Source organism: Sandarakinorhabdus sp. DWP1-3-1, assembly GCF_049896705.1.
Classification (GTDB): Bacteria; Pseudomonadota; Alphaproteobacteria; order Sphingomonadales; family Sphingomonadaceae; genus Sandarakinorhabdus.
Genome location: NZ_JAFCUV010000001.1, coordinates 1,654,869 through 1,680,593 on the forward strand (window position 1 = coordinate 1,654,869; position 25,725 = coordinate 1,680,593).

General features: G+C 68.8%; 24 protein-coding genes. 10 read left to right on the forward strand and 14 right to left on the reverse strand.

What is annotated here, in order from left to right; translation table 11 throughout:
- Positions 1-75: 75 nt before the first annotated feature.
- Entirely contained in the window at positions 76-477 is a 402-nt protein-coding gene (locus ACP7AI_RS08110; RefSeq protein WP_426165940.1) for a metallopeptidase family protein, read from the reverse strand.
- 44 nt (positions 478-521) lie between these two features.
- Here ACP7AI_RS08110 and ACP7AI_RS08115 point away from each other — a divergent pair, with 44 nt between their 5' ends.
- Positions 522-797 (forward strand): 4a-hydroxytetrahydrobiopterin dehydratase, encoded by a 276-nt coding sequence (locus ACP7AI_RS08115; protein WP_426165943.1) that lies wholly within the window; start codon positions 522-524, stop codon positions 795-797.
- 33 nt (positions 798-830) lie between these two features.
- Here the strand turns inward: ACP7AI_RS08115 and ACP7AI_RS08120 are convergent, their stop codons facing one another.
- The 6 genes from ACP7AI_RS08120 to mutM all read right to left on the reverse strand — a co-directional run bounded on the left by ACP7AI_RS08120 (position 831) and on the right by mutM (position 6,631).
- Positions 831-1,013 carry a YegP family protein gene (locus ACP7AI_RS08120; protein ID WP_426165945.1) on the reverse strand — a complete coding sequence of 61 codons (183 nt, stop codon included), beginning with the start codon at positions 1,011-1,013 and terminating at the stop codon, positions 831-833.
- 229 nt (positions 1,014-1,242) lie between these two features.
- Positions 1,243-2,022 carry an SDR family NAD(P)-dependent oxidoreductase gene (locus ACP7AI_RS08125; protein WP_426165948.1) on the reverse strand — a complete coding sequence of 260 codons (780 nt, stop codon included), beginning with the start codon at positions 2,020-2,022 and terminating at the stop codon, positions 1,243-1,245.
- 91 nt (positions 2,023-2,113) lie between these two features.
- Positions 2,114-3,001: a DMT family transporter gene (locus ACP7AI_RS08130; protein ID WP_426165951.1), complete on the reverse strand. Its 888-nt coding sequence runs from the start codon at positions 2,999-3,001 to the stop codon at positions 2,114-2,116.
- Positions 3,002-3,061: 60 nt separating this feature from the next.
- Positions 3,062-4,372 carry a chromosomal replication initiator protein DnaA gene (dnaA, locus tag ACP7AI_RS08135; protein WP_426166590.1) on the reverse strand — a complete coding sequence of 437 codons (1,311 nt, stop codon included), beginning with the start codon at positions 4,370-4,372 and terminating at the stop codon, positions 3,062-3,064.
- An 896-nt stretch (positions 4,373-5,268) separates the two neighbouring features.
- Complete coding sequence (gene rpsT / locus ACP7AI_RS08140) at positions 5,269-5,538, reverse strand: 30S ribosomal protein S20 (protein ID WP_426165954.1); 270 nt, start codon at positions 5,536-5,538, stop codon at positions 5,269-5,271.
- 277 nt (positions 5,539-5,815) lie between these two features.
- Complete coding sequence (mutM, locus tag ACP7AI_RS08145) at positions 5,816-6,631, reverse strand: bifunctional DNA-formamidopyrimidine glycosylase/DNA-(apurinic or apyrimidinic site) lyase (protein WP_426165957.1); 816 nt, start codon at positions 6,629-6,631, stop codon at positions 5,816-5,818.
- Between the two features lie 56 nt (positions 6,632-6,687).
- Here mutM and ACP7AI_RS08150 point away from each other — a divergent pair, with 56 nt between their 5' ends.
- Together ACP7AI_RS08150 and ACP7AI_RS08155 are read left to right on the forward strand one after the other, a co-directional pair.
- Positions 6,688-7,431, forward strand: a complete 744-nt coding sequence (locus tag ACP7AI_RS08150; protein ID WP_426165959.1) for a class I SAM-dependent methyltransferase — start codon at positions 6,688-6,690, stop codon at positions 7,429-7,431.
- Positions 7,432-7,438: 7 nt separating this feature from the next.
- Positions 7,439-8,980 carry an AarF/UbiB family protein gene (locus tag ACP7AI_RS08155; protein ID WP_426165961.1) on the forward strand — a complete coding sequence of 514 codons (1,542 nt, stop codon included), beginning with the start codon at positions 7,439-7,441 and terminating at the stop codon, positions 8,978-8,980.
- A gap of 35 nt (positions 8,981-9,015) precedes the next feature.
- Here ACP7AI_RS08155 and ACP7AI_RS08160 read toward each other — a convergent pair whose 3' ends face one another.
- Positions 9,016-9,960, reverse strand: a complete 945-nt coding sequence (locus tag ACP7AI_RS08160; RefSeq protein WP_426165964.1) for a DUF2853 family protein — start codon at positions 9,958-9,960, stop codon at positions 9,016-9,018.
- A 175-nt stretch (positions 9,961-10,135) separates the two neighbouring features.
- Between ACP7AI_RS08160 and coaBC the strand changes: the two genes are divergently transcribed.
- From coaBC to ACP7AI_RS08180, 4 genes are read left to right on the forward strand one after another with little or no spacing between them, the layout of a single operon-like run.
- Positions 10,136-11,329: a bifunctional phosphopantothenoylcysteine decarboxylase/phosphopantothenate--cysteine ligase CoaBC gene (coaBC, locus tag ACP7AI_RS08165; protein ID WP_426165967.1), complete on the forward strand. Its 1,194-nt coding sequence runs from the start codon at positions 10,136-10,138 to the stop codon at positions 11,327-11,329.
- Complete coding sequence (gene dut, locus ACP7AI_RS08170) at positions 11,319-11,771, forward strand: dUTP diphosphatase (RefSeq protein ID WP_426165970.1); 453 nt, start codon at positions 11,319-11,321, stop codon at positions 11,769-11,771. The genes coaBC and dut overlap by 11 nt, the downstream gene beginning before the upstream one ends.
- Before the next feature lie 5 nt (positions 11,772-11,776).
- The gene (locus tag ACP7AI_RS08175) at positions 11,777-12,547 is read left to right on the forward strand and encodes a HesA/MoeB/ThiF family protein (RefSeq protein WP_426165973.1); all 771 of its coding nucleotides are present in this window, start codon (positions 11,777-11,779) and stop codon (positions 12,545-12,547) included.
- Between the two features lie 31 nt (positions 12,548-12,578).
- Positions 12,579-14,627 (forward strand): transglycosylase domain-containing protein, encoded by a 2,049-nt coding sequence (locus ACP7AI_RS08180; RefSeq protein WP_426165975.1) that lies wholly within the window; start codon positions 12,579-12,581, stop codon positions 14,625-14,627.
- A 6-nt stretch (positions 14,628-14,633) separates the two neighbouring features.
- Here the strand turns inward: ACP7AI_RS08180 and queG are convergent, their stop codons facing one another.
- From queG to ACP7AI_RS08195, 3 genes are all read right to left on the reverse strand, one after another.
- A complete protein-coding gene (queG, locus tag ACP7AI_RS08185; protein ID WP_426165978.1) occupies positions 14,634-15,674 on the reverse strand; it encodes a tRNA epoxyqueuosine(34) reductase QueG in 1,041 nt (346 codons plus the stop codon).
- A gap of 156 nt (positions 15,675-15,830) precedes the next feature.
- Positions 15,831-16,646, reverse strand: coding sequence for an alpha/beta fold hydrolase (locus ACP7AI_RS08190; protein ID WP_426165980.1), 816 nt, complete (start codon positions 16,644-16,646; stop codon positions 15,831-15,833).
- Positions 16,646-18,853 (reverse strand): NADP-dependent malic enzyme, encoded by a 2,208-nt coding sequence (locus ACP7AI_RS08195; RefSeq protein ID WP_426166592.1) that lies wholly within the window; start codon positions 18,851-18,853, stop codon positions 16,646-16,648. The genes ACP7AI_RS08190 and ACP7AI_RS08195 overlap by 1 nt, the downstream gene beginning before the upstream one ends.
- 206 nt (positions 18,854-19,059) lie before the next feature.
- On the opposite strand from ACP7AI_RS08195, the gene mutS reads away from it, so the two are divergent.
- From mutS to ACP7AI_RS08210, 3 genes are read left to right on the forward strand one after another with little or no spacing between them, the layout of a single operon-like run.
- Positions 19,060-21,624: a DNA mismatch repair protein MutS gene (gene mutS / locus ACP7AI_RS08200; RefSeq protein WP_426165983.1), complete on the forward strand. Its 2,565-nt coding sequence runs from the start codon at positions 19,060-19,062 to the stop codon at positions 21,622-21,624.
- 32 nt (positions 21,625-21,656) lie between these two features.
- On the forward strand, positions 21,657-22,781 hold the full coding sequence (tsaD, locus tag ACP7AI_RS08205; protein ID WP_426165986.1) for a tRNA (adenosine(37)-N6)-threonylcarbamoyltransferase complex transferase subunit TsaD: 1,125 nt from the start codon (positions 21,657-21,659) through the stop codon (positions 22,779-22,781).
- Positions 22,778-23,749 (forward strand): NAD(P)H-dependent glycerol-3-phosphate dehydrogenase, encoded by a 972-nt coding sequence (locus ACP7AI_RS08210; RefSeq protein ID WP_426165988.1) that lies wholly within the window; start codon positions 22,778-22,780, stop codon positions 23,747-23,749. The genes tsaD and ACP7AI_RS08210 overlap by 4 nt, the downstream gene beginning before the upstream one ends.
- On the opposite strand, the gene ACP7AI_RS08215 is transcribed toward ACP7AI_RS08210, so the two are convergent.
- The 3 genes from ACP7AI_RS08215 to ACP7AI_RS08225 form a co-directional block, all read right to left on the reverse strand.
- Positions 23,750-24,712, reverse strand: a complete 963-nt coding sequence (locus tag ACP7AI_RS08215) for a stealth family protein (RefSeq protein ID WP_426165991.1) — start codon at positions 24,710-24,712, stop codon at positions 23,750-23,752.
- 71 nt (positions 24,713-24,783) lie between these two features.
- The gene (aac(3), locus tag ACP7AI_RS08220; protein ID WP_426165994.1) at positions 24,784-25,569 is read right to left on the reverse strand and encodes an aminoglycoside 3-N-acetyltransferase; all 786 of its coding nucleotides are present in this window, start codon (positions 25,567-25,569) and stop codon (positions 24,784-24,786) included.
- A gap of 3 nt (positions 25,570-25,572) precedes the next feature.
- Positions 25,573-25,719: a DUF1674 domain-containing protein gene (locus tag ACP7AI_RS08225; RefSeq protein ID WP_426165996.1), complete on the reverse strand. Its 147-nt coding sequence runs from the start codon at positions 25,717-25,719 to the stop codon at positions 25,573-25,575.
- Positions 25,720-25,725: the final 6 nt, after the last annotated feature.

Consider the following 25,725-nt stretch of genomic DNA (forward strand, 5'->3'; position numbering starts at 1 on the left):
CGGCCAGCGAGGCGGACAGCTTCGCTGCCGATCTCGCCTGACGTCAGCCGCGGCTTTGCCGCGGCCCTTCCCGCGCTAGGCGGCCTGCGCCTCGATCGCTTCCATCGCCTCGTCGCTCAGCCCGAAATGGTGCCCGACCTCGTGCACCAGCACATGCGTTACCAGCGCCTCCAGGCTGTCCTCGCCCTCGCACCATTCCTCCAGCAGCGGCCGACGATAGAGAAAGATCATGTCGGGCAGCGCGCCCGACGGCTCGTCGCCCTTCATACCGACATGCCGGCCCCAGTAGAGCCCGAGGATGTCCCATTCGGTCTCCAGTTCCATCGCCGCCATGACCTCGGCATCGGGGAAATCCTCGACGCGGAGCAGGACGGTGCCGAGATGGTCGCGGAACAGCGGCGGCAGCCGCTCGACGGCGCGCTGGGCGAGCGCCTCGAAATCGGCGAGGCTGGGGGCGAATGTTTGACGATCGGTCATCGCCGCGAGATAGGCGATGCGCAGCCGCAATGCGAGGGATGAAGATGGTCGATAAACTGGACGATGCCGCGATCACCGCGGCACTGATCGATGTTCCGGGCTGGACGCGCAATGGTGACGGCATCGACCGCCGCTATGTCTTCAAGGACTTCACCGCCGCCTTCGGCTTCATGGCGCGGGTCGCGCTGCTCGCCGAAAAGGCCGACCACCATCCCGAATGGTCGAACGTCTGGAACAAGGTCGACATCAGGCTGACGACGCACGACGCCGGCGGGCTGTCGACTCGCGATTTTGCGCTGGCAAAGGCGATCGACGGCTGAAGACTGCCTCCCCCCCCCGGAAGGGAGTGCGTGCTATGCGTCGCTATTGTCTTCCGTCGGCGCGCCGGGGCCGTTCTTCTGGATCGACGCGATGGCATTCATCGCCGACGCCTTGGACGCATAACCCTCGGTCGAAAACATCGGCTCGCTGTTGTACTTGAAGCGGACGCGGAACTCGCCCTTCTTGTCCTTGTAGATCTCGAACTTGTGCGCCACGCGGCCTCTCCCCGGGTCGTTTCGGGAGCGATGCTATGGGCAGCGGCGCGGTCCGTCAATCGTCAGGGCGTCGCGCTCTCCGGGCCGGAGGGGCAGGGCATGGGCAAAGCCCATGCTGGCGACGTCGCCGCCGGTCGGGGTCTCCGACCGCCCGGCCCATCGGCTTCGCGCCTGTCGGCGCATAACAGCGATTTGCTGCGCAAATCGTCCGTTATACGCGCGCGGCGCTTCAGCGAGGCGCCATCCGGATCGCCCCATCCAACCGGACATCCTCGCCGTTGAAATAGCTGTTCCGGCACATCTCCACCGCCAGCGACGCATATTCCGCCGGCGCGCCGAGGCGCTTGGGGAATGGCACCGAAGCCGACAGCGCCGCCTTCACATTGTCGGGTGCGCCCTGCAGCAGCGGCGTGTTGAAGATGCCGGGCAGGATGGTGTTGACGCGGATGCCCTCGCTCATCAGGTCGCGGGCGATCGGCAGGGTCATGCCGACCACGCCGCCCTTGGACGCGCTGTACGCCGCCTGGCCCATCTGACCGTCCTCGGCGGCGACCGAGGCGGTGTTGACGATGGCGCCGCGCTCGCCGTCTTCCATCGGCTCCAGCGTCAGCATGCCGGCCGCCGACTTGGCGATGCAGCGGAAGGTGCCGACGAGGTTGATCTGGATGATCATGTTGAAGGCATCCAGCGGGAAATGCCGGATCTCGCCGGTTTCCTTGGCGCGGCTGGCGGTCTTGGCGGCGTTGCCGGTGCCGGCGCAGTTGATCAGGATGCGTTCCTGGCCGATCGCGGCGCGCGCCTTGGCAAAGCCGGCATCGACCGATTCATCATTGGTGACGTTCACATGGCAGAACACGCCGCCGATGTCGGCCGCGACCTTCTCGCCCTTCTCCGCATTCATGTCGAAGATGGCGACCTTGACGCCCTCGGCGGCCAGCGCGCGGGCGGTGGCTTCACCCAGTCCCGATGCGCCGCCGGTGACGACGGCCGAACAACCTGCAAGCTTCATGTCTCGAACTCCCCAAGATTTGCCCGCTTATGCGAAGCGGCACGGCACGGCGCAACCGATTTAGAAAGGGAGGGGCCCCACCTGTCACCGCTTAGTCCGGCCGCTCCGGCAGCGCCGCAATCGCGTTCCTTGCCAGTTGCCGCTCGCGCACCGCCAGGTAAACCGTCGCACCGAAGATCACGACACCGCCGACGATCGTCAACGCATCGAGCCGTTCGCCGAACAGCGTAATCCCGGCCAGGGTAACGATTCCGAAGCGCACGAAATCATAGGGCATGATCGCCGACGCCTCGGCGAGCGCAAAGGCGCGGTTCATCGACAGCTGGCCCACCGCGGCGACACAGCCGATCGCCACCAGCAGCGGCCAGACGTGCGCCGGCGGCCATTCCCACACAGTCAGCGCCACGAGGAGGCTGGGCGGGGTCATCAGGATGAAGGTCCAGGCCGCCACCGAGCGGCTGTCGTCGGTTGCCACCAGCTGGCGGATCGCGATGATCGAAAACGCTGTCGACACTGCCGAGATCACCGCCGCGAGTACCCCCGCCGTCATCGGCAGCGCGCCCGGCCGCACGACGATCAGCATGCCGGCAAAGCCCGCGACCAGCGCCGCCACCCGCCGGGCATGGATCGTTTCGCCCAGGAACAGCACCGCGCCGACGGTGGCGAACAGCGGCGCCGTGTAGTTGATGCTGAGCGCCGTCGCCAGCGGCGCATGGGCGACGGCATAGAAGGTGCCGGTGGTGGCAATGAAGCCCGATGTCGCGCGGCGCAGGTTGGCGCGCACCCGATCCAGCCGCATCAGCCCCTTGTTGCGCAGCATCATCGGCAGCAGCACCGCCGTGCCGATGGCGTTGCGGAAGAACACGATCTCGAAGGCATGGACGTCGCGCGAGGCATAGCGGATCAGCACCCACATCGACCCGAAGGCGAGGCAGGACACGATCATCCAGAAGACGCCACTTTTGGGGGAAGCTGCCACGCCCCTGCGGTTAGAGCGAAGCGCGCCCGGCGAAAAGGGGCGATCGGCGCAGGATCGCCTTCAGGCGTCGAGCAGCCGGGTCAGGTGGACCACATCGGCGTCGATCTCGCGATCGGCCGCGCGCAGTTCGTCGATGCGCTTGACGGCGTGCATCACCGTCGTGTGGTCGCGGCCCCCGAAGCGGCGCCCGATCTCGGGCAGCGACCGCGGCGTCAGCTTCTTGGCGAGGTACATCGCCACCTGACGCGGACGCGCGACTTCGCGGGCCCGGCGGGCGGACAGCAGGTCCGACAGCTTCAGATGGTAATAGTCGGCGACCTTGCGCTGGATCTCGTCGATGGTGAGCTTTTTCTCGTGGCAGCGGAGCAGGTCGGCGAGCGTCTCGCGCGTGAATTCGAGCGTCACGGCCACGTTGACCAGCGCCGCATAGGCAACGACGCGATTGAGCGCGCCTTCCAGCTCGCGGACATTGGCGGTGATCTTGCGCGCCAGGAACTCGACCACCTCGTCCGGCACGGCGATGTTCTGCGTCATCCCGGCCAGCTTGGCGTGAAGGATGTTGAGCCGCAGCTCGTAATCGGCGGGGTTGATGTCGGCGACCAGGCCCCAGGCCATGCGGCTGAGGATGCGTTCCTGGATGCCCTCGAGGTTCTGCGGGCTGCGATCGGCGGTGATCACCAGGCGCTTACCGGCGCTGATGATCTCGTTCATCGTGTGGAAGAACTCTTCCTGGGTCGATTCCTTGCCGGCGATGAACTGGACATCGTCGATCATCAGCAGGTCGACGGAGCGCAGCCGCTGCTTGAAGGCGATGGTGTCCTTGGCCCGGAGCGCGGCGAGGAACTCCACCATGAATTTCTCGGCCGACATATAGGCGACCCGCGCATCGGGCTGGCCCTGCAGAAAGGCGTTGCCGATGGCGTGCATCAGATGGGTCTTGCCCAGCCCGGTGGTGCCGTGGAGGAACAGCGGGTTGAAGCCGATGGGGCCAGGCTCGGCAACGGCCTGGGCGGCATTGTAGGCGAGCTCGTTCGACTTGCCGACGATGAAGCTGTCGAAGGTGTAGCGGTTTTCGACCGGCAGGCTGATCGCCGTGCCGACCGGCTGCGGCGTCGGCGCCATCGGCATCGCCGCGGGCGTGCCGGCTACGCCGCCGGCCCCCAGGCTGGGCTGGACGATGACCGCAACCTGGCGGGTGCCCGGGCGCTGGGCAGCCCAATGAGCGCGCAGCCGATCGGCATAATTGGATCCGATCCAGTCCGCGAGAAAGGCGCTGGGCGCGGCCAGGCGAACCTGGTCACCATCGCCGGCGATCAGCGCCAGCGGCGCCAGCCAGGTATCGAAATTGCGGGTGCCGGCCTCGATGCGCAGCGCCTCGCGGACGCGCGTCCAGGCCGCGACATCCTCGGCGGCCGCGACCGGGCCGCGCGGGCCCGTCGGCGACCAGACGCCGCCGCGATCGGCAGGCCGATGCGCAGGTGCCGTCGATGCTGCCGAAAATGCCGATGAAGCCACGAACCGCTACCTCCCCAATCGCCTCGCCGGTCTCCGGCAGGCTGATGACAGATCCCGTCCGGCCGCGGGAAACCCGGATCGAACTGGAAACACGTGACACGTCACCGCCCCCGGTGCAGATCGCACCCCGGGCAGCCGGTATCCCTCGGTCCGTTCGACAGGCCCGTGCAAAGGGCAAAATCTCTCCCGGGCGCGGCGGATGCCACGCGCGAGGCTGAACAGGTCTGTCGATCGGGCCGATGGACGCAAGAGCTGCGCCGAAGCCACGAAACCGGGGCCAGATAAGCAATCGCGGCGCCGCCAAGCAAGCGTCAGAATTACCGCAAAACTGAAATATTTCCGTTGACACGCATTACGGCCAATTCGACCCAAGGCCATCATCGACCTCTGGCAAGGCGCTGAAATTGTATGACATCTTCATTACGGCAATGTGACGGGCGCGCGGGAATCTGAACCAACCCCTTGATTCGCAAGATGCCAAATAGTTAACGCGGGCCGACGATTCGGCCATGGTCGTTGGCAACCCGTTACAAAGCGCCGCGGGTATCGCGCATTCTTGCGCACCACGCGAGGCGAGGTGCGGTATTGCGGCACCGATTGCCGGCGCGGGCAGTCGCGAATCGGCCAGCAACGACGGCGGCGTGTCGGCGGGCCATTCTCGCTGACGTCAAAACGCAATCCGGCGCAGGCTTGCCGCCTGCGCCGGATCATGTCGTTCGATCTCCCAGGCGCCCGCGAGCGCCGGGTCGCAATCAGGCGGGGCTGAGCGCCTTGGCACGCTTGGCGAGACGCGAGATCTTACGAGCAACGGTATTCTTGTGGAGCACGCCCTTCGACACGCCGCGCATCATCTCGGGCTGGGCCGCGGCGAGCGCGGCGGCAGCGGCGGCGGCGTCGCCGCCGGCGATGGTCGATTCGACCTTCTTCACAAAGGTGCGGATGCGGCTGACGCGCGCCTTGTTGATCTCGGCGCGGCGGTCGTTGCGGCGGATGCGCTTTTCAGCCTGGGGCGTATTGGCCATGGTCGTCCTATGAAACAGCTTCGGTTGCGTGTCGGTTTCCCGGCACATGACCGGAACGGCGTCGGGAAACCCAGCGCCGGAAGCCGTGCCGCATAGCCGTGACAGGAGATTCGGTCAACCAGGTCTTGAACTCATGCGTGTGATGCCCCGTCATGGTGTCAGGCGGCGCAATGGCTGGGCGCGCGAGCGCAGGCGGGCCTGCGGTCCCCGGCAAGCTCGTGCAACGACGCCATTTCGCCGTCTGACGCCAACCGCAGGGCACTCATGAGCTCAAGACCTAGCGCTGGTCCTTGGGACAAAAGAAGCTCGACCGCCCGGACTGGACGATTCGCGCGATCGTCGTCCCGCATTTGGGGCACGCCTCCCCTTCCCGCCCATACACGCAGAAGGTCTTCTGGAAATAGCCGAGCGTGCCGTCGGGCGCCGCATGGTCGCGCAAGGACGATCCGCCGGCGCTGATCGCGTCCATCAGTACCGCCGGCACCGCCTCTGCAAGTCGCTTCAGCTTTATCGCCGGCACCGTGCCGCCGGCCCGCGCCGGATGGATGCCGGCCTTGAACAGCGCCTCGCAGACATAGATGTTGCCCAGCCCGGCGACGATGCGCTGGTCGAGCAGCAGCGCCTTGGCGGGCGCCAGCCGGCCCTTGAAGGCGACGGCCAGCATGGCCGCACCGAAATCCGGGCCCAGGGGCTCCGGCCCGATGCCGGCGAGCAGCGGATGGGCGTCGACATCGGCGGTGGCGACCAGATCGAGCGAGCCGAAGCGCCGCGCATCGTTGAACGCCACCACCCGGCCGTTGCCGGTTTCGAACACGACATGGTCATGCTTGCCGATTTCGTCGGGATCGACCCGCATCCGCCCCGACATGCCGAGATGCAGGATCATCGTGTCGCCGCGGTCGGTGTCCACCAAGCCATATTTCGCCCGCCGCCGGCAGCCAGTCACAATAGCGCCGGTCAGCCGCTGGCCGAGGCCGTCGGGGAACGGCCGCCTGAGGTCGCCGCGATGCAGCGTCACCCGCGTGAAACGCTCACCGAGCCAGACGGGGCTCAGCCCGCGCATCACGGTTTCGACTTCGGGCAATTCGGGCATGGGCGCGACATACGGCGGGTTTGCGGTGCCGCCAAGGGGAGGCTAGGACGCACCACATGAACGACAGCACAGCAGAAACCGTCAGCTTCGGCTATGAAGACGTGGCGCCCGCCGAGAAGACCCGCCGCGTCGGCGAGGTCTTCGCGTCGGTCGCCAAGCGCTACGACATCATGAACGACCTGATGTCGGCGGGCATGCACCGGGTGTGGAAGGACGATTTCGTCCGTGCGCTCAAACCCCGCGCCGGCGAGCATATCCTCGACATGGCGGGCGGCACCGGCGACATCGCCTTTCGCATCGAAAAATCGGGCGCTGATGTCACCGTTGCCGACATCAACCCCGACATGCTCGGCGTGGGCATCGAGCGCGCCGCGAAAAAGGGCATCACTTCGATGATCTGGCGCGAGGAAAATGCCGAGGTCCTGTCCTTCCCCGATCGCAGCTTCGACGGCTACACCATCGCCTTCGGCATTCGCAACGTCACCGATATCCCCGCGGCGCTGAAGGAAGCCCATCGCGTGCTGAAGTTCGGCGGTCGCTTCTTCTGCCTCGAATTCTCGACCACCGAATGGCCGGGCTTCGGCGAGCTCTACGACATCTATTCGGACAAGCTCGTGCCGCAGATCGGCAAATATGTGGCCCGCGACGAGGCCAGCTATCGCTACCTGATCGAATCGATCCGGCGCTTTCCGAAGATGCCCGATTTCGCCGCGATGATCGAAGCCGCAGGGTTCAAGAACGTCAAGTACCGCCCCATCCTGGGCGGGGCCGTCGCCATGCATTCGGGCTGGAAGATCTAGCGCCCGCATGACCGCGACTGTCACCCATCTCTGGCGGATGCTCGTCTGGGGGCGCCGCCTCGCCCGCCATGGTGCGCTGCGGCCGTTCGAAAGCCCCAGGGCGCCCTTTGCCATCCGGGCTGTCGCTCGCGTCGCCCGCATCGGCACCGGTGCGCCGGCCAGGCCCGACTTCGCATCCGGGCTGGCGGCGGTCGGTCCGGCGGCGGTCAAGCTCGGCCAGGCGCTTGCCACCCGCCCCGATCTCATCGGCCTCGAAGCCGCGATGGACCTGGTTCGCCTGCAGGATTCACTGCCGCCGCTGCCCTTCGCCGAGATGGAGGCGGTGCTCAACGCCAGCTATGCCAACGGCACCTGGCGCGATCGCTTCGCCTCCATCGACGAAACGCCGGTCGGCGCCGCCTCGATGGCGCAGGTCCACCGCGGCGTCACCACCGATGGCCGCCAGGTCGCCATCAAGATGCTGCGTCCGGGCATCGAGGCCCAGCTTGTGGAGGCCATCGACACCTATGAATGGGCGGCGGGGCATATCGAGCTGCTCGGCGGCGAATTTGCCCGGCTGCGGCCGCGCGCCGTCATCGCCACCTTCAAGGGCTGGACCGAGGCCGAGCTCGACCTGCGCCGCGAAGCGTCCAACGCGTCGGAACTGGCCGAGGCGGTGCTGGGGGAGCCCGATTTCGTCGTCCCCGGCATCGACTGGGCCCGGTCGTCACGCCGGGTGCTGGTCATCGACTGGATCGACGGCATCAAGATGGGCGACACCGCCGCCCTCGCCGCACTCGACTTCGATCGCCGCAAGCTCGCCGAAGTGCTTGTCCACGGCTTCCTCGCCCAGGCCATCGCCAACGGCTTCTTCCACGCCGACATGCACCAGGGCAATCTGTTCGTCATCCCGCCGACAGAGCATCACGGCGCGCGGCTCGGCGTCATCGATTTCGGCATCATGGGCCGCATCAATCGCCGCGCCCGCATGTACCTCGCCGAAATCCTCTACGGCCTCGTCACCGGCAACTACAAACGCGTCGCCGAAATCCACTTCGAGGCGGGTTATGTGCCGCCGCACCACAGCGTCGGCGCCTTTGCGACGGCACTGCGCGCCGTCGGCGAACCGATCCGCGGCAAGCGCGCCAAGGACGTCAACATCACACAGCTACTCGACGGGCTGTTCGGCATCACCCGCAGCTTCGACATGGCGGTGCAGCCGCATCTCCTGTTGCTGCAAAAGACGATGGTGATGGTCGAGGGCGTGGCGCTGACGCTCGACCCCCAGGTCAACATGTGGGAGGTCGCCGAACCCTATGTCCGCGACTGGGTGCGCGACGAGATGGGGCCCGAGGCGATCATCGCCGATGCCATCGTCGAGAACAGCCGTGCCCTGGCGCAACTGCCGCGCATCCTGCGCCAGTGGGTGGCTGCCAACCCCATCCCCGGCGCCGCCCCCGAAGGCCCGCCGCTGCCCCCGCTCCCCGTCCGCCGCGTGGCGCGCTGGTCGACGGGGTGGGTGGTGCTGGCATCGGGGCTGGGCGCCGCGGCGGTATGGCTGCTGCACTAGTCCTTCACTGTCACCCCTGGGCCGAACCCCGCCTGTTACACCACGTTGATGTCGACGCGCCGGGCGTTCTCGAGGCTGGTCGTCGTGTCGCTGGTGGCTTCGGGTTTGACGAGGTCGATCGCTTCGACCGCGATGCCGTTGGCGACAAGGGCGTCGCGAACCGCCATCGCCCGGTTCTTCGACAGCTCGGCGTTCATCGCCGCATCACCGCGCGGGTCGTTATAGCCCGACACTGCCAGCTTGGCCCCGGCATGATCGGCCAGATAGGCCTTGAACCTGGCGGCGACGCCGACGATTTCCGGGCTGACATCGGTCTTGGCGGTGTCGAAATACACCGACGCCGACGGCACGCCGTCGATTTCCTCCTGTGTCAGGCCCATGCCGACGGGGATCGCCGGCGCAGCCGGCGCCGCGGCTGGCGCCACCACGGAGTCGGCCGCCGCAGGGGCGGCCGCCGGGCCGGGATGGCCGCGCGAAATTATCCAGAACAGGCCGATGGCGGACAGCAGCAGCAGCAGCAGCGGCACCGCCGGCCACAGCCCGGCGCCGACGCGGCGCTTGGCCGTGGCGGGAGTGGCGGCGGGGACGGCAGCGGCAGGCACGGCCATCAACGGCACGGCGCCGGCCGGTGCGGCGGTGGCAACGGGTGCCGCCGCACCGCCGCCGAACAGGCCGAGCTTTCCGAACCGATCGGCGAGCAGATAATAGACCGTCACCCGGTTGCGCGTCGGATCGTCGCCCATGTGCGCGCCGACACCGGCGATGGCAGCGTCGAGATCGCTGTCCGGATCGGTCAACCCGAGCTTTTTCTTTAGATAGTTCTCGCGGACCCGGCCGGTTTCGGCGGGATCGCTGAACGACACCAGCGCCGAATCGCGATTGCGCAACGCGATGCCGCAATAGCGCACGATCCCGGCAATGGCGCCTTCATCGGCGCCCGGCGCATGTTTCCGAACGTCGGCTGCCCAATCTTCATCCATCCTGGTTACCTCCCCTTGGCTGCGGGCGGTCGACGCCGGTCTGCGCCGTGTTCGGCCCGCGACAAAACAACTCAGGACAAAAGGCTAGCCGGGTTTTTCGGATCAGTAAACACGGGCCCGTCGCGGGCCTGCTACCATTCGACAACCGTGCCCGTCCCGGGCTAAACCCGCCGCCGTGCACGGCAAGACCATCCTCCTCATCGTCGGCGGCGGCATCGCAGCGTTCAAATCGCTCGAGCTGGTCCGCGAACTGCGCCGCGCGGGCGCCCGCGTTACGCCGGTGCTGACCGAGAACGGCGCCCGCTTCGTCACCCCGCTGTCGCTCGCCGCGCTTGCCGAAGCGCCGGTGCGGACCTCGCTTTGGGATCTCGAGGCCGAAGCCGGCATGGGCCATATCCAGCTCAGCCGCTCCGCCGACCTGATCGTCGTCTGCCCCGCCACCGCCGACCTGATGGCGCGCGCCGCGACCGGCGAGGCCAACGACCTGGCGGCGACGCTGCTGCTCGCCACCGACACGCCGGTGCTGATGGTGCCGGCGATGAATGTCCGCATGTGGCAGCATCGGGCGACGGTGCGGAACGTTGCAACGCTGCGCCACGACGGCGTGACTGTCATGGAGCCCGATGTCGGCGAGATGGCGTGCGGTGAATTCGGCCCCGGCCGCCTGCCCCAGGTGCCGGCCATCATGGAAAGCATCGCCGACCTGCTGGACCCGACGCCGCTGCCGCTCGCCGGCCGCCGGGCGATCGTGACCGCGGGTCCCACGCACGAGGCCATCGACCCGGTCCGCTATCTCGGCAACCGCTCGTCGGGGAAGCAGGGCTTTGCCATCGCCGCGTCGCTCGCCGCCGCCGGGGCAGATGTGACGCTGGTCGCCGGGCCGGTTGCGCTGGAAACGCCCGATGGCGTCTATCGTGTCAACGTCACCAGCGCGCGCGAGATGGCCGACGCCGTTGCCAAGTTCATGGTGCCCGACATCGCCGTCATGGTCGCCGCCGTCGCCGACTGGCGGGTGGACGCCGCCGAAGGCAAGTTGAAAAAGGGCGATGGCGGCCCGCCGCCGCTGACCCTTGTCGAAAATCCCGACATCCTTGCCACCACCGGCCATGGCGCCAACCGACCGCGGCTGGTCATCGGCTTTGCCGCCGAAACCGGCGACCTGCTGGCCAATGCCACCGCCAAACTCGCCAAGAAGGGCGCCGACTGGATTGTCGCCAACGATGTTTCGGCGGGCGTGTTCGGGTCGGAAGACACCCACGTCCATCTGGTCACCCGACAGGGCAGCGAGGATTGGGGGCCGGCGTCGAAACTGACGGTCGCCTATCGCCTGACGGGCCGCATCTCCGCCGAGTTCAACCGTGACAAGTGATATCGCCATTGCCATCGAAGTGCTGCCGCACGGCCGCGACCTCGACCTGCCCGCCTATGCGACCGCGGGTGCCGCCGGCATGGATGCAGTCGCCGCCGTCACCGAGCCGCTGGTGCTGGCGCCGGGCGTTCGCGCCGCCGTGCCGACCGGCCTCGCCATGGCGATCCCCGACGGCTTCGAAATCCAGGTCCGCCCGCGCTCCGGCTTGGCCTTCAAGCATGGCCTGACGGTGGCCAATGCGCCGGGCACGATCGACAGCGACTATCGCGGCGAAGTGAAGGTGCTGCTGGTCAATCTCGGCACCGAACCCGTCACCATCGAACGCGGCATGCGCATCGCACAGCTGGTGCCCACCGCCGTCACCCGCGCGCGGCTGGTCGTGGTGGACTCGCTCGATGACACCGCTCGCGGCACTGGCGGCTTCGGCTCGACCGGCCGCTAGGAGCCATGCTCTCCGACGCCGAACTCGACCGCTACGCCCGGCACCTTGTGCTGCGCGAGGTCGGGGGCCGCGGCCAGGCCTTGCTCAACGCCGCCAATGTTGCCGTCATCGGCGCCGGCGGGCTCGGCAGCCCGTGCCTGCTCTACCTCGCCGCCGCCGGGGTCGGCCGCATTACCGTCATCGATGACGACAGCGTCGCGCTCAGCAACCTGCAGCGCCAGGTGCTGTTTACCACCGCCGACCAGGGCCGGGCCAAGGTGGAGGCCGCCGCCGAACATCTCCACGCGCTCAATCCGCACGTCGCCGTCGCGCCGGTCGCCACCCGCATCGACGCCGGCAATGCCGCTGCCCTGCTGGCCGGGCAAGACGTCGTCGCCGACGGCTGCGACAGCTTTGCGACCCGCCTCGCCGTGTCCGACGCGGCGGTCGCCCTGAAACTGCCACTCGTCTCCGGCGCCGTCGGGTCGTTCGACGGCCAAGTCGCGACCTTTAGGGGCCATGATCCTGCCCTGCCCTGCTATCGTTGCCTCGTCGGCGCCGCTCATGACCGCGACGCGCAAAGCTGTGCGGACACCGGCATCATCGGCGCGCTGACCGGCATCATCGGTTCGCTGATGGCGCTCGAAGTCATCCGCGAGATCACCGGTTTCGGCGACAGTCTCGCCGGCCGCTTGTTGCTTTACGATGCGCTCGGCGCCCGCATGCGCACCGTGCGCCTGCCCAAGGACCCGGACTGTCCCGGCTGTGGACCACGATCGGCCAGGGCTTCCTTGTAACCGCCGCAATTGCCGCCTATCTGCGCGCTCCGTGGCCCGCTCCCCCTCATCCCGACGGCAGCCGAGCGGCATCGCACGGTTCTTCACGCTCACGCTCAAGGCCGGCGTCATCGCGGGCCTGATCGGCGTGATCATGCTCGCCGCCGCGGTCGCCATAACCTATTCGACGCTGCCGAGCTTCGACGAGATGATGCGCTCGCCAAACGGCCAATCGGTGGAGCTGCGCGGAGCCGACGGCACCGTCCTCGTCTCGCTGGGGCCGAGCTATGGCGAATGGCTGCCCTATGGCCGCATCCCGCGCACGATGACCGGCGCGATGATCGCCGTCGAGGACCGCCGGTTCATGGGCCATCCAGGCATCGACCCCCTGGGCATGGTCCGCGCCGCCGTCGTCAATTTCAGGGCCGGCCGCAACGTCCAGGGCGCATCGACGATCACCCAGCAGCTGGCGCGCAACGTCTTCCTGACGTCGACCAAGACCTTCGGCCGCAAGGCCCGCGAGATCATCCTGGCGCTGGCGCTGGAGCGCAAGTTCACCAAGGAAGCGCTGCTCGAGCTGTACCTCAATCGCGTCTATTTCGGCGGCGGCGCCTATGGCATCGACGCCGCGTCGCGCAAGTTCTTCGGCCATTCGGCAACCGCGCTCAGCCTGCCCGAGGCAGCGGTCATCGCCGGTCTCGTCAAGGCGCCGTCGCGTTATGCCCCGTCCGCCGATGCCGATGCCGCCCGCCGCCGCGCCGCCACCGTCATCGCGACGATGGTCGATTCGGGCACCGTCACGCCGGGGGAAGCCGCCACCGCCGACATGGCCACGGTCGCCTTCGTCCCCCAGGAGCGCAAGGCAAGCGTGCGCTATTTCACCGACTGGGTGCTGTCGGAAGTCGAGAACCTGACCGACGAAGCCATCGAGCCGCTGCAGGTGACGACGACGCTCGATCCCAAGGCCCAGCGCTATGCCGAGGTCGCGCTCGCCGCCGAAACGCCCAAGGGCGCGCAAGGCGCGCTGGTGTCGCTGGCGCGCGACGGCGCGGTCAAGGCGATGGTCGGCGGCCGCGACTATGTGCAGTCGAACTACAACCGTGCCGTCGCGGCGCGGCGCCAGCCCGGGTCGGCGTTCAAGTTCTTCGTCTATGCCGCGGCGATCGAGGATGGCGTCACCCCCGACGATCAGATGGTCGACCAGCCGGTGTCGATCGGCAAATGGAGCCCGCGCAACAGCAACGGCCGCTTTCTGGGGCCGATCAGCGTGCGCGACGCCTTTGCGCTGTCGGTGAACACCGTTGCCGTAGAGCTGGCGGCGCGGGTCGGCTTCGATACCGTTGCCGACATGGCGCGACGCTTCGGCATCACCACGCCGATCAGCCGCCAGCCGGCGATGGCGCTCGGCTCGTCGGACGTGACGCTGCTCGAAATGACCCAGGCCTATGCGACCGTCGCCGCCGGCGGGGTCGAGGCGCGGCCCTATGCGGTCACCCGCATCGTCACCGGGTCGGGCAAGGTGCTGTACGAGCGCGAGCCCGAGCCGGCGCGGGTGATCGTGGCGCCGTTCGTCGCCGCCAAGATGACCGAATTGATGCAGGCCGCGGTCGAGACGGGCACCGGCAAGGCGGCGCAGATCGGCCGGCCGCTGGCGGGCAAGACCGGCACCACCAGCTCCAACAAGGACGGCTGGTTCCTCGGCTTCACCAGCGAGCTGACCACCGGCGTCTGGATGGGTCGCGACGATGCCCGCGCCGTGTCGGGCCTTGCCGGCGGCCGCGCCCCGGCGCGCGCCTTTGCCCAGTTCATGGCGCGCGCCGTTGGCGGCACTCCGCCGGCGCCGCTGGTCACCGACATCGACACCGGCGAGACCTTCCTCGAGCCCGACGACCAGGTCTATGGCCTTAGCGAAGGTGAAGCCCCGGAAGCGACCGAAGTCGACAGCATGGGTCGGCCGATCCCGCGCAACGTCCAGCAACCGCTGCCCGAATCGCCCTATGCCGAACCCACCCAGGCGCCGCCGCCGGCCAATGGCGACACGCCGCAGTTGAGCGACGAATGGCTCGACCGGACCCTGAACGACGGGCCGCCGCCGCAGTAAAAGGCGTTACGCGAGGCGTGCCAGCGCCCAGCGCGCCGCATCGGCGACCGCCGCGTCGGCATCATCGCAAAGACGCGCCACGATCGGCCGCAACCCCGCATTGCCGCTGTTGCCGGCGGCATAGAGGCAGTTGCGCACCAGCCGGTCGCGGCCGATCCGCTTGATCGGCGAGCCGGCGAAGACCTGGCGGAAGCCGGCATCATCAAGTTGCAGCAAATCGGCGAGCGCCGGCGCGGTCAGCTCGGCGCGCGGCTGGAAGGCGAGGTCCCGCGCTGCCCGGGCAAAGCGGTTCCACGGGCAGGCGGCCAGGCAATCGTCGCAGCCATAGATGCGGTTGCCGAGCGCCGTCCGGAATTCCACCGGCACCGGCCCCTTGTGCTCGATTGTCAGGTAGGAAATGCAGCGCCGCGCATCGAGCCGATAGGGCGCCGGAAACGCGTCCGTGGGACAGGCGACCTGGCAGCGATTGCACGACCCGCAGCGGTCGCCATGGGCGGCGTCGGTCGGCAGCTCCAGCGTCGTCATCAGCGCGCCGAGGAACAGCCAGGAGCCATGCGCCCGGCTGACGAGGTTGGTGTGCTTGCCCTGCCAGCCGAGCCCGGCCGCCTCCGCCAGCGGCTTTTCCATCACCGGCGCAGTGTCGACGAAGACCTTCAGCGGCGCGCCGGGCGCCTGCGCCACCAACCAGCGCGCCAGCGCCTTCAACCGCTTCTTGATCGTGTCGTGATAATCCGACCCCTGGGCATAGACCGAGATGACCCCGGTGTCGGGATGGTCGGCATGGCGCCGCGGATCGAGCGCCGGGGCATAGCTGGTGCCGAGCATGATGACCGAGCGCACCTCGGGCCACAGCCCCGGCGCCGAGGCACGGCGGTCGGCGGTGTCCGCCATCCAGATCATGTCGCCGTGGCAGCCATCCGCCAGCCATTGCCGTAGCCGGGCGCCGGCGAGGGGTGCGGCGTCGGCGGGCGCTACGCCGAACGCGACGAAGCCCAGGCGGGCCGCCTCGGCGGCAAGCGCAGCGCGGAGGGTGGCGGGGTCGGTCATGGTGCGTCGGTACGCAAAACAGTCACCCCGGCGAAGGCCGGGGCCCATAAACCACAGGTTGGCCCGCGAACGCACATACCGCGGGCGGCGCTGCTCGCGGGCGAATTCGTGGTGTATGGGCCCCGGCCTGCGCCGGGGTTACTGCGGATTGCCCGCTTATGCCGGAGATGTGGATTCATGGGTCCCGGCCTCCGCCGGGATCGAGGTATCGAACTGCCCCAGCCAATCGGCGATATAGTCCCCGACGCGCATCTCGAACGCGCCCCAGAACAGCCAGTGTCCCGATCCAGCGATCTCGTGATAATCGACCGTGCCCGCCAGCTTGCGCGCCGTGGCGCGGCTGATGCCCGGCACGGTGATGCGATCCTCGGTGCCGACGATGACCAGCGCCGGCCGGTCGAGCCGGCGGTAATCGACCTTGGTGGCGCCGGTTGCCGACACGCCGGGCAGCGTCATTTCCGCCAGCACCCGGCCCGAATCCCAGACGTGCGCCGCATATTCGGCGCGGGCGATGGCATCGGGGACATTGTTGTAGATGCCCCACATCGCCGCCTCCGGCGAAATCTGCGTCGGCGACCGCCACCAGCCCCAGCGGATCATCACCCCGCCCATCGTCCGCACCGTCGCCAGCGACGGCACCAGCGTCGCCGCGGTCGCCGCCGTCGACAGCAGCACCAGCCCGGCATGCGGCACCCGAGCGGCGACGATCTGTGCCAGCATGCCGCCCATCGAATGGCCGATGATCACCGGCGGTGCCGCCAGTTTCACGATCTCCGCCACCAGGAAGCGCGCATAATCCTCGACCGTCAGCGTGCCGATCTCCGCCGCCGGCGCCAGTGACGGGTCGCGGTCGTGATAGGGCAGTGCCGGCGCGTGAACCTCATGTCCCAGCGCCTCGAAGCGCGATTTCAGCCGGGCAAACGTCGCCGGTGTCGACCAATAGCCGTGGATGAGGAACAGCGGCGGCTTCATCAACGGCAGACGCCGGTGGAGGCCAGCACCGCCATCGTCACCAGGTCCGACGCCGTCGCCGTCATCGGCGCGATCTGGATCGGCCGGCTCATGTTAACCAGCAACGGCCCGATGACCCGGCCACCGGCGACTTCCTTCAGCAGCTTGGCGGCGATGTTGGCCGAATGCAGCCCCGGCATGATCAGCACATTGGCAGGCCCCGACAGCCGGCTGAACGGATACAGGCTGCGCATCGCCGGGTTGAGCGCGACATCGGCCGACATCTCGCCTTCATATTCGAAGCCGACGCCGCGTTCGTCGAGCAGTTTCACCGCGCCGCGCAGATTGCCGACAAATTCGCCCGGCGGGTTGCCGAAATTGGAATAGCTGACAAAGGCGACGCGGGGTTCCTGGCCCAGCCGCCGCGCCACCGCCGCCGTCTGTTCGGCGATATCGGCGAGCTGGCCGGCATCGGGCCGCTCGTTGACCGTCGTGTCGGCAATGAAGATCGTTTCCGACTTGCCGACCAGCATGTGGATGCCGAACGGGCGATGCCCCTCCGACGGGTCGATGACCTGGCGGACCTGGCGGAATGTGGTCGCGAAATTCCTCGTGACGCCGGTGATCATGATGTCGGCCTCGCCCAGCTCGACCAGCATCGCGCCGAAGATGTTGCGCTCGTGATTGACCATGCGCTGGACGTCGCGGAGCAGATGGCCGCGGCGCTGCAGCCGGTTATACAGCCGCTCCACCATGCGCGGCACCAGCGGGCTGATGCTGCTGTTGTGGATTTCGTAGGCCTCGACATCGGGCACGCCGATCCGCGCCAGGCCTTCGCGGACCGGGGTCTCGCGGCCTACGAGCACGGGCTCGCCATAGCCCGAATTGCGGTAATTGACGGCGGCGCGCAGCACCACTTCCTGCTCGGCCTCGGCGAACACGCAACGGCGCGGCCTGGCCTTGGCGGCCTCGACGGTGCCGGCGAGGATCGATGTCGTCGGGTTCAATCGGCTGCGCAGCTCGGTGCGATAGGCCGCCTCGTCGAAGAACGGCTTTTTGGCGACGCCGGACGCCATCGCCGCCTTGGCGACCGCGGTCGGGATCTCCTCGATCAGCCGCGGGTCGAATGGCGCCGGGATGATGTATTCGCGGCCGAAGGTGCGCGCCTTGCCGCCATAGGCTGCGGCGACCTCGTCGGGCACCTGCATGCGGGCCAGCGCCGCGATGGCATTGGCGGCGGCGAGCTTCATCTCCTCGTTGATCGCCGTCGCCCTCACGTCGAGCGCGCCGCGGAACAGGTAGGGGAAGCAGAGGACGTTGTTGACCTGGTTCGGATAATCGCTGCGCCCGGTGGCGACGATGGCGTCGTCGCGCACCGTGGCGACTTCCTCGGGCGTGATCTCGGGATCGGGGTTGGCCATCGCAAAGATGATCGGGTTCTTCGCCATCGTCGCCACCATGGCAGCGCTGACGGCGCCCTTTTGCGACAGGCCGAGCAGCAGATCGGCGCCGACCATCGCCTCCTCCAGCGTGCGGGCGTCGGTGACGGCGGCGTGCGCCGACTTCCACTGGTTCATGCCCTTTTCGCGGCCCTGGTAGATGACTCCGCTGGTGTCGCACATGATGACGTGCTTGACGCCATAGGCCTTGATCAATTCGGTGCAGGCGATCGCCGAGGCGCCGGCGCCATTGACCACCATCCGGACATCGGCGGCGTTGCGCCCGGTCAGGTGCAGCGCGTTGATGACGCCGGCGGCGGCAACGATGGCGGTGCCGTGCTGGTCATCGTGAAAGACCGGGATGTTCATCCGTTCCTTCAGCGTCGTTTCGATGATGAAGCATTCGGGCGCCTTGATGTCTTCAAGATTGATGCCGCCGAAACTCGGCTCCATCAGCTCGACGGCGTCGATGAAGCGGGTGACGTCTTCGGTGGCAAGCTCGATGTCGATCGAATCGATGTCGGCAAAGCGCTTGAACAGCACCGCCTTGCCCTCCATCACCGGCTTCGACGCCAGCGCGCCCAGATTGCCGAGCCCCAGGATCGCGGTGCCGTTGGAGATGACGGCGACGAGATTGCCCTTGATCGTGTAGTCATAGGCGGCATCGGGATCGGCGGCGATGGCGCGCACCGGGGCGGCGACGCCTGGCGAATAGGCGAGGCTCAGGTCGCGCTGGGTCGCCATCGGTTTCGACGCGATGATCTCGATCTTGCCGGCCTTGCCACCCATGCGGTGAAAGGCAAGCGCCTCGCGGTCGCCGAAATCGTCGGTAATGTCGTCGGGCACCAGCGGCTCTCCTTGTGGGCACCTTGATAGGGGTTCGTTATCCCCTCGGGCAAGCGAAACCCCCGTGACGGGCCATCCGTCGCGTCCCGCCCGGTTCCCTATGGCGGGCATACCGGCTAGTTGCAGGGCCGATGAACCCGCCGTCTCCAATGATCGCGCAATATCTGGCGTTGAAGGACGAGGCGCCCGATTGCCTGCTGTTCTTTCGTATGGGCGATTTCTACGAACTGTTCTTCGACGATGCCGCCGCCGCCGCCGCGACGCTCGACATCGCACTAACGAAACGCGGCGAACATGCCGGCGTACCGATCCCGATGTGCGGCGTGCCGGTCCATAGTGCCGACGGTTACCTGGCGCGGCTGATCAAGGGCGGCCACCGCGTCGCCATCGCCGAGCAGATCGAGGACCCGGCGGAAGCCCGGAAGCGCCCCGGCAAGAGCATTGTCGCCCGCGCCATCACCCGTGTCGTCACGCCCGGCACGCTGACCGAGGCCAACCTCCTCGAGCCCAAGCGCGCCAACTGGCTGGCGGCCGTCGCCCCAGGCAATACGATGGGTCTCGCCTGGTGCGACCTGTCGACCGGCGCCTTCGCCACCCGCGCCTGCCCGGCCGCCGAACTTGCCGCCGAACTGGCGCGCCTGAACCCTGCGGAGCTGATTGCCCCCGAAGGCTGGGACGGCGCGCCGGCAACCCTGCGCTCGCCGCTCGAATTCACCCATGCCCGCGGCGAGGCCCGGCTGAAGGCGCGCTTCGGCGTCGTGACGCTCGACGGCTTCGGCAGTTTTTCGGCCCCGGAGATCGCCGCCGCCGGCGCCCTGCTCGCCTATGTCGAGGCGACGGCCAAAGGCGCGGTGCCGCTATTGGCGCCACCGCGACCCGAACTGCCCGGCAGCACCATGGCCATCGACGCCGCGACGCGCACCAGCCTCGAACTCGCCCGCGGCGCCGGCGGCGGCCGCGCCGGCAGTCTGGAGGCGTGCATCGACCGAACCGTCACCGCCGGCGGTGGGCGGCTGCTCGCCGGGGATCTCGCCGCGCCGCTGACCGATGCCGCGGCGATCGCCGACCGCCTCGAACTCGTCGCCTGGTTCTGCGAAGGCGGCGTGCGGCGGATGCGGACCCGCGAGGCGCTGGGCGCCATGCCCGATGTGGCACGCGCGCTCGGCCGGCTGGCGGTCGGCCGCTGGGGGCCGCGCGACCTCGCCCAGATGCGCGACGGGCTGGCGCTGGCGCTGGCGCTGAAGGCCGCGCTCGGCACGCCAAGCCTGACGACGCCCGCCCTGCTGACGGCAACGCTGGCCCGCATCGGCGCCCATGGCGGGCTGGTCGAGGCATTGCGCCGCGCGCTGGTCCCGGAACCGCCGATCGACGCCGCTGCCGGCGGCAGCATCGCGCCCGGCCATGACGCCGCCCTCGACGCGCTACGCGAGACCGCCCGCGACGGCCGCAGCGCGGTGATCGCGCTGGAAACCCGGCTGCGCGGCGAAACCGGCGTCGCGGCGCTCAAAATCCGCCACAACGGCGTCCTCGGCTATCATATCGAGGTCGCCGCCAAATTCGCCGACCCGCTGCTGCGCGCCGATTCGGGGCTGATCCACCGCCAGACGCTCGCCGGCGTCGTCCGCTTCGGCAGCGTCGACCTGGCGGCACTGGCGACGACGATCGCCCAGGCCGGCGACCATGCGCTGGCCGCCGAGGCGGCGCATCTGGAGGAACTGCGCAGCCTCGTCCTCGCCGACAGCCAGGCCATCGCCGAAACCGCCGCGGCGCTCGCCCGGCTCGACGTCGCGGCGGCGCTGGCGGAGCTGGCAGCGACCGAAAACTGGGCGCGGCCGCGCGTCGACGGCACCGCCGCCTTCCATATTGAAGGCGGCCGGCATCCGGTGGTCGAGGCGGCGGTCAAGGCAAACAGGGGCCAGTTCGTCGCAAATGACTGCGACCTGTCCGCCGATGCCAGGCTATGGCTCGTCACCGGCCCCAACATGGCGGGCAAATCGACCTTCCTGCGCCAGAATGCGCTGATTGCCGTCCTCGCCCAGGCCGGCAGCTTCGTGCCCGCACGAGCCGCCCATATCGGCGTCGTCGACCGGCTGTTCAGCCGTGTCGGCGCCGCCGACGACCTGGCGCAGGGCCGCAGCACCTTCATGGTCGAGATGGTCGAGACCGCCGCCATCCTCGGCGGCGCCACTGATCGCAGCCTCGTCATCCTCGATGAAGTCGGGCGCGGCACCAGCACCTATGACGGCCTCGCCATCGCCTGGGCGGTGCTGGAGGCGGTGCACGACGACCTCAAGTGCCGCTGTCTGTTCGCCACCCATTATCACGAGCTCGTCCAGCTGAAGGACAAGCTGCGCTGCCTCGCCACCGTCAATGTCACGGCGCGCGAATGGAAGGGCGAACTGGTCTTCCTCCACGAAGTCCGCCCCGGCGCCGCCGACAAGAGCTATGGCCTCGCCGTCGCCCGCCTCGCCGGGGTGCCCGGCCCGGTGCTGGCGCGGGCGCGGGGCGTGCTGTCGCGGCTGGAGGCCAATCGCGACAAGACCGGCGGCATCGCTGCCGGCCTCGGCGACCTGCCGCTGTTCGGCGCTGCGCCGCCCGAGCCGGTGGGCGATGTGCTGCGCACCCGGCTGGCGGCGATCGACCCTGATGCGATCACGCCGCGCGAGGCGCTCGACCTGCTTGCCGAGCTGAAGGCGCTCACCGCCGGGGAATAGACCCGCCGCGGTGCAGCGCCTATGGGGGGCAGGTGTCCAACCCCCTCATCCTCGGCATCGAATCCTCCTGCGATGAAACCGCCGTCGCGCTGGTGCGCGGCGACCGCACCATCGTCGCGCAGCGTATCGCCAGCCAGGACGCCGAGCATCGCCCGTTCGGCGGCGTCGTGCCCGAACTCGCGGCGCGCGCCCATGTCGACCGGCTGACACCGATGGTGGCGGAGGTGCTGGGCGAAGCCGGCGTCACCCTTGCCGATGTCGATGCCGTCGCCGCCACCGCCGGGCCAGGGCTGATCGGCGGCGTCATGGTCGGGTTGGTCACCGGCAAGGCGCTGGCCTGGGGCGCCGGCAAGCCGCTGCTCGCCATCAACCACCTCGAGGGCCATGCCCTCAGCCCGCGGCTGGCCGATGCTTCGCTGCAATTCCCCTATCTGCTGCTGCTGGTGTCGGGCGGCCATTGCCAGCTGCTCGGCGTCGAGGGCGTCGGCCGCTACCGTCGGCTGGCGACGACGATCGACGATGCGATCGGGGAAGCGTTCGACAAGACGGCGAAGATCCTCGGGCTGGGCTTTCCCGGCGGACCGCGGGTGGAACAAGCCGCGGCGCGCGGCAATGCCCGGCGCTTTGCACTGCCGCGGCCTCTGCTGGGCAGCGACGAGCCGCATTTCTCCTTTGCCGGGCTGAAATCGGCGGTGCTGCGGCAGTGGCAGGCGCTCCCCGACAAGACCGACACCGACCGCGACGACCTCGCCGCCGCCTTCCAGCTTGCCGCCACCGATTGCCTCGTCGACCGTACCGCCCGCGCCATCGCGGCCTTCCCGCAGGCAACGGCGCTGGTCGTCGCCGGCGGCGTCGCCTCGAACCAGGCCATCCGCGCCGCGCTCTCGGGCCTCGCCACCGCCAACGGCCTGCCCTTCGTCGCGCCGCCGCTGTGGCTGTGCACCGACAATGCCGCGATGATCGCCTGGGCCGGAGCGGAGCGACTGACACTGAGCCCTGCGGAGCGACTGACACTGAGCCCTGCGGAGCGACTGACACTGAGCCCTGCGGAGCGCTTCAAGCTCGACCTCGTCGATGGCCTCGATGCCCCCGCCCGCCCGCGCTGGCCGCTCGATCCGGGGGCCGAGGCCGTCCGCGGGGCTGGTGTCAGGGCATGACCGTCGGTGTCATCGGCGGCGGCGCCTGGGGCACGGCCCTCGCTCAGGTCATGGCCGAAACCGAGCACGTCCTGCTCTGGGCGCGCGAACCCGAGGTTGTCGCCGGCATCAATGCGACCCATGAAAATCGCGATTTCCTGCCCGGCGTCGCGCTGTCGCCGCGCATTCACGCCACCGGCGACATGGCCGATCTCGCCGGCGTCGCCACCTGGCTCGTCGTCGCCCCGGCCCAGCATCTGCGCCGCGTCCTCGCCGCCGCACCGCTCGGCCAGCGCCCGACGCTGGTGCTGTGCGCCAAGGGTATCGAGGCCGGCACGCATCTCCTCATGGCCGAGGTCGTCGCCGATGTCGCCGGCGCCGACCTGCCGTTCGCGGTGCTGTCGGGGCCCACGTTCGCCGGCGAGGTCGCGCGCGGGCTGCCCACCGCCGTCACCCTTGCCTGTGCCGATGCGGCGCTTGGCGAAACGCTGGTCGCCCGGCTCGCCCGGCCGGCGTTCCGGCCTTATCTGTCCGACGATGTGACGGGTGCGGAGATCGGCGGCGCGGTCAAGAACGTCCTCGCCATCGCCTGCGGGGTTGTGGAGGGCGCCGACCTCGGCCTCAACGCCCGCGCCGCGTTGATCGCCCGCGGCTTTGCCGAAATGACGCGCTTCGGCCTGGCGCGCGGCGGCCGCATCGAAACCCTGGCCGGCCTGTCGGGCCTCGGCGACCTGGTGCTGACCTGCTCATCGGCCAACAGCCGCAATTTCACGCTCGGCCTCGGCATCGGCCGCGGTGAACGCGCCGCCGACCTTCTCGACACCCGCACGGTGGCCGAGGGGGCGGCAACCGCGCCGGTGCTGGTGGCCGCGGCCGCCGCCGCCGGCGTCGACATGCCGATCTGCAACGCGGTCGCCGCGCTGATCGGCGGGGCACCGCTCAAGGAAACCATCGCCGCGCTGCTGTCCCGGCCGCTGAAGACCGAATAGCTACGCCGCCAGCTGCTGCCCGCCGATGGCGCGCTCGATCCAGGCGCGGGTGTCGGGGATCGCCGCCTCGACCTGCGGCAGGTCGTTGACGCACAGGAACTTGAACTGCGGCTGCAACGCGCGGGCGAGATAGGCGCGCACCGCCGGCAGCGGATAATCGATGACCGCGCCGGTGCGCAGGTGCAGGTGATCGTCGGCGCCGTCCAGCACCGCCAGGCCGTCGCGGATGCAGGCATGATTGTGCAGCGCCTGGGGCAGGAACTGCGACACGTCGCGAAACCGGTGGCCGATATTGGCGACGAAGGCCGCGCGATGACTGTCGAACAGCGCTGCCAGCACCGACCGTCGCATCGGGTGGACGACATGGGCGCCGGCAAACAGCCGCGTGGGCCCGAAACCGAGCAGCGCCGCCGCATTGATCTGGGTGATGGCGTTGAGCCGGGCCGGGTCGCCGCGGCCGGCGGTGTCTGCGGCGAGCGCACTGTCATCGATCCACCGGCCGCGCAGCACCGGCGCCGGTCCGGCAAAGACATCGCCGGGCAGCAACGGCCCGGTCAGGAAGACATCGTCGTTGAAATAGACGAAGCGCTCGGCCAGGCCGGGGATGCGCCACAACAGGCTTTCGATGGCGAGCGAATTGAACGTCGGCAGCACGTCTTCGTGGCCGGCGAACAGCACCAGATGGTCGACGATGGTGATGCGGGCGGTTAGCGACGCCGGCAGCCGCGACAGGTCGGGCATCTGCGCATCGGTGACGATGAAGATCCGCCCGATCCACGGCGCATGGTTGGCGATCGAGCGCAGGCAATAGCCGAGCTCGTCGCTGCACGCCCAGCGGTGCGGGTTGATGCCGTTGGCGTGGAGATTGGTGCCGATATGCCGCGCGCGCCTGGCGGCATGGGCGGGGTCGGCGCCATCGACCCAGGTGATGACGGCATCGATAAGATCGAGGGAAGATTGCACGCGGGCGAACCGGTTACGCCCGCCGGAATAGAACAGGATGGGCGACCGTTACGGGTCCGTGCCCGTCACTGTCAACGCCTGCCGGCGGTCCGCTCGATCCATTCGACGCCGAAGGCGCATATGTCGCGGGCCGAAACCAGCACCGAGGTCGCGTCGCCGACACGCCCCTGCCGCCCCCGGTCCGTCGCCAGATAGGCCGTCACGATCTGCTCGATGAAATTCTCCGGCAGGCGCGGCGAGCAGGGATCGCCGGTGTCATATTCCTCCAGCCAATGCCAGCCGTCGGCGAGCTTTACCTCGTAGCGGCGGACGACCTTGTCGGGAATGTCCGCCAGATGCTCGGCGTGGTGCATCAGCGTCATCGTGTCGAGCGGAGCCCCGAGCATCAGCACCCGGGCGTCGGCCTCGACCAGCCGCGCCAGCGGCGTGCCGGGGCCAAAGCCGTAATCGAGCCGGTGATCGGCGGTCAGCCAGTCGGCCCGCGCACCGATTGCGGTGATCGAGGCACCGGGGTTGGCGCTGCGCAGCGCGCCGGGCGTCGTGCGCAGGAACTCAGGCAACACGCCGTTCATCCGTACCGCCCGCGACGCGGCGGGATCAAAGGCCGGAACATGCTCGCGCCACGCGTCGGGCTCCCGGCCGTCATCGTCCAGCAAATCCTCATAGGTACCGTCGCAGCTCGCATAGGCGGCAATGGTGCCCGCCGGCCCGACGATGTCGCGCAGCGCCGCGATCATCGCATCGGGGCCGCCGAGGATTTCGCCGACACTGGCCATGGCGGCGTGCACCATGACCATGTCGCCGGCGGCGAGGCCGAGTGCCGACAGGTCGGCGGCGAGGCTGGCGCGGGTGTGCACGGTCTAGAAATCGACCGCAATGCCGCCCTTTTCCCAGTCGCCATAGCGCACCGGGTCGGGCCCGCCGCGGCCGCCGACTTCCTTCTCCGTCGGCGGTGGCGACGCTACGGGTTCCGGCTTCGCTTCAGGGGGTTTCGGGTCGTCGGCCATTGCTTG

What these genes read in the sequence shown, in the direction of transcription:
- ACP7AI_RS08110 (WP_426165940.1), bottom strand. Translation starts at nt 477, where the DNA reads ATGACCGATCGTCAAACATTCGCCCCCAGCCTCGCCGATTTCGAGGCG.
- ACP7AI_RS08115 (WP_426165943.1), top strand. Translation starts at nt 522, where the DNA reads ATGGTCGATAAACTGGACGATGCCGCGATCACCGCGGCACTGATCGAT.
- ACP7AI_RS08125 (WP_426165948.1), bottom strand. Translation starts at nt 2,022, where the DNA reads ATGAAGCTTGCAGGTTGTTCGGCCGTCGTCACCGGCGGCGCATCGGGA.
- rpsT (WP_426165954.1), bottom strand. Translation starts at nt 5,538, where the DNA reads ATGGCCAATACGCCCCAGGCTGAAAAGCGCATCCGCCGCAACGACCGC.
- mutM (WP_426165957.1), bottom strand. Translation starts at nt 6,631, where the DNA reads ATGCCCGAATTGCCCGAAGTCGAAACCGTGATGCGCGGGCTGAGCCCC.
- ACP7AI_RS08150 (WP_426165959.1), top strand. Translation starts at nt 6,688, where the DNA reads ATGAACGACAGCACAGCAGAAACCGTCAGCTTCGGCTATGAAGACGTG.
- ACP7AI_RS08155 (WP_426165961.1), top strand. Translation starts at nt 7,439, where the DNA reads ATGACCGCGACTGTCACCCATCTCTGGCGGATGCTCGTCTGGGGGCGC.
- ACP7AI_RS08160 (WP_426165964.1), bottom strand. Translation starts at nt 9,960, where the DNA reads ATGGATGAAGATTGGGCAGCCGACGTTCGGAAACATGCGCCGGGCGCC.
- ACP7AI_RS08175 (WP_426165973.1), top strand. Translation starts at nt 11,777, where the DNA reads ATGCTCTCCGACGCCGAACTCGACCGCTACGCCCGGCACCTTGTGCTG.
- queG (WP_426165978.1), bottom strand. Translation starts at nt 15,674, where the DNA reads ATGACCGACCCCGCCACCCTCCGCGCTGCGCTTGCCGCCGAGGCGGCC.
- ACP7AI_RS08190 (WP_426165980.1), bottom strand. Translation starts at nt 16,646, where the DNA reads ATGAAGCCGCCGCTGTTCCTCATCCACGGCTATTGGTCGACACCGGCG.
- ACP7AI_RS08195 (WP_426166592.1), bottom strand. Translation starts at nt 18,853, where the DNA reads ATGGGTGGCAAGGCCGGCAAGATCGAGATCATCGCGTCGAAACCGATG.
- mutS (WP_426165983.1), top strand. Translation starts at nt 19,060, where the DNA reads ATGATCGCGCAATATCTGGCGTTGAAGGACGAGGCGCCCGATTGCCTG.
- ACP7AI_RS08210 (WP_426165988.1), top strand. Translation starts at nt 22,778, where the DNA reads ATGACCGTCGGTGTCATCGGCGGCGGCGCCTGGGGCACGGCCCTCGCT.
- ACP7AI_RS08225 (WP_426165996.1), bottom strand. Translation starts at nt 25,719, where the DNA reads ATGGCCGACGACCCGAAACCCCCTGAAGCGAAGCCGGAACCCGTAGCG.